The following is a 279-nucleotide window of genomic DNA, read 5'->3' on the forward strand; positions in this document are numbered from 1 at the left end:
GATTTCATCTAGCAGCTCTTTAGACGCGTAACATTTGTAAGCTTTGTCTTCAGCAAGAAGCTTATCAACCATTTCGTTGTAACGGTCAAAACGTTGAGTTTGGTAGTAAGGACCTTCATCCCACTCCAAGCCTAGCCATTCCATGCCTTCAAGAATTGCATCAACCGCTTCCTGAGAGTTACGCTCAAGGTCTGTATCTTCGATACGTAGAACGAATTCACCACCTTGGTTTTTAGCGTATAGCCAAGAGTAAAGTGCAGTACGCGCACCACCAACGTG

1 protein-coding gene is annotated in these 279 nt (G+C 44.8%); it reads right to left on the reverse strand.

Annotated features, from left to right (window positions below; genetic code table 11):
* Positions 1-279: glutamate--tRNA ligase family protein (locus O4H47_RS17880; RefSeq protein WP_269395383.1), on the reverse strand; the 279-nt coding region annotated here is incomplete at both ends.

The sequence above is a fragment of the Maritalea porphyrae genome (assembly GCF_027213965.1).
GTDB lineage: Bacteria > Pseudomonadota > Alphaproteobacteria > Rhizobiales > Devosiaceae > Maritalea > Maritalea porphyrae_A.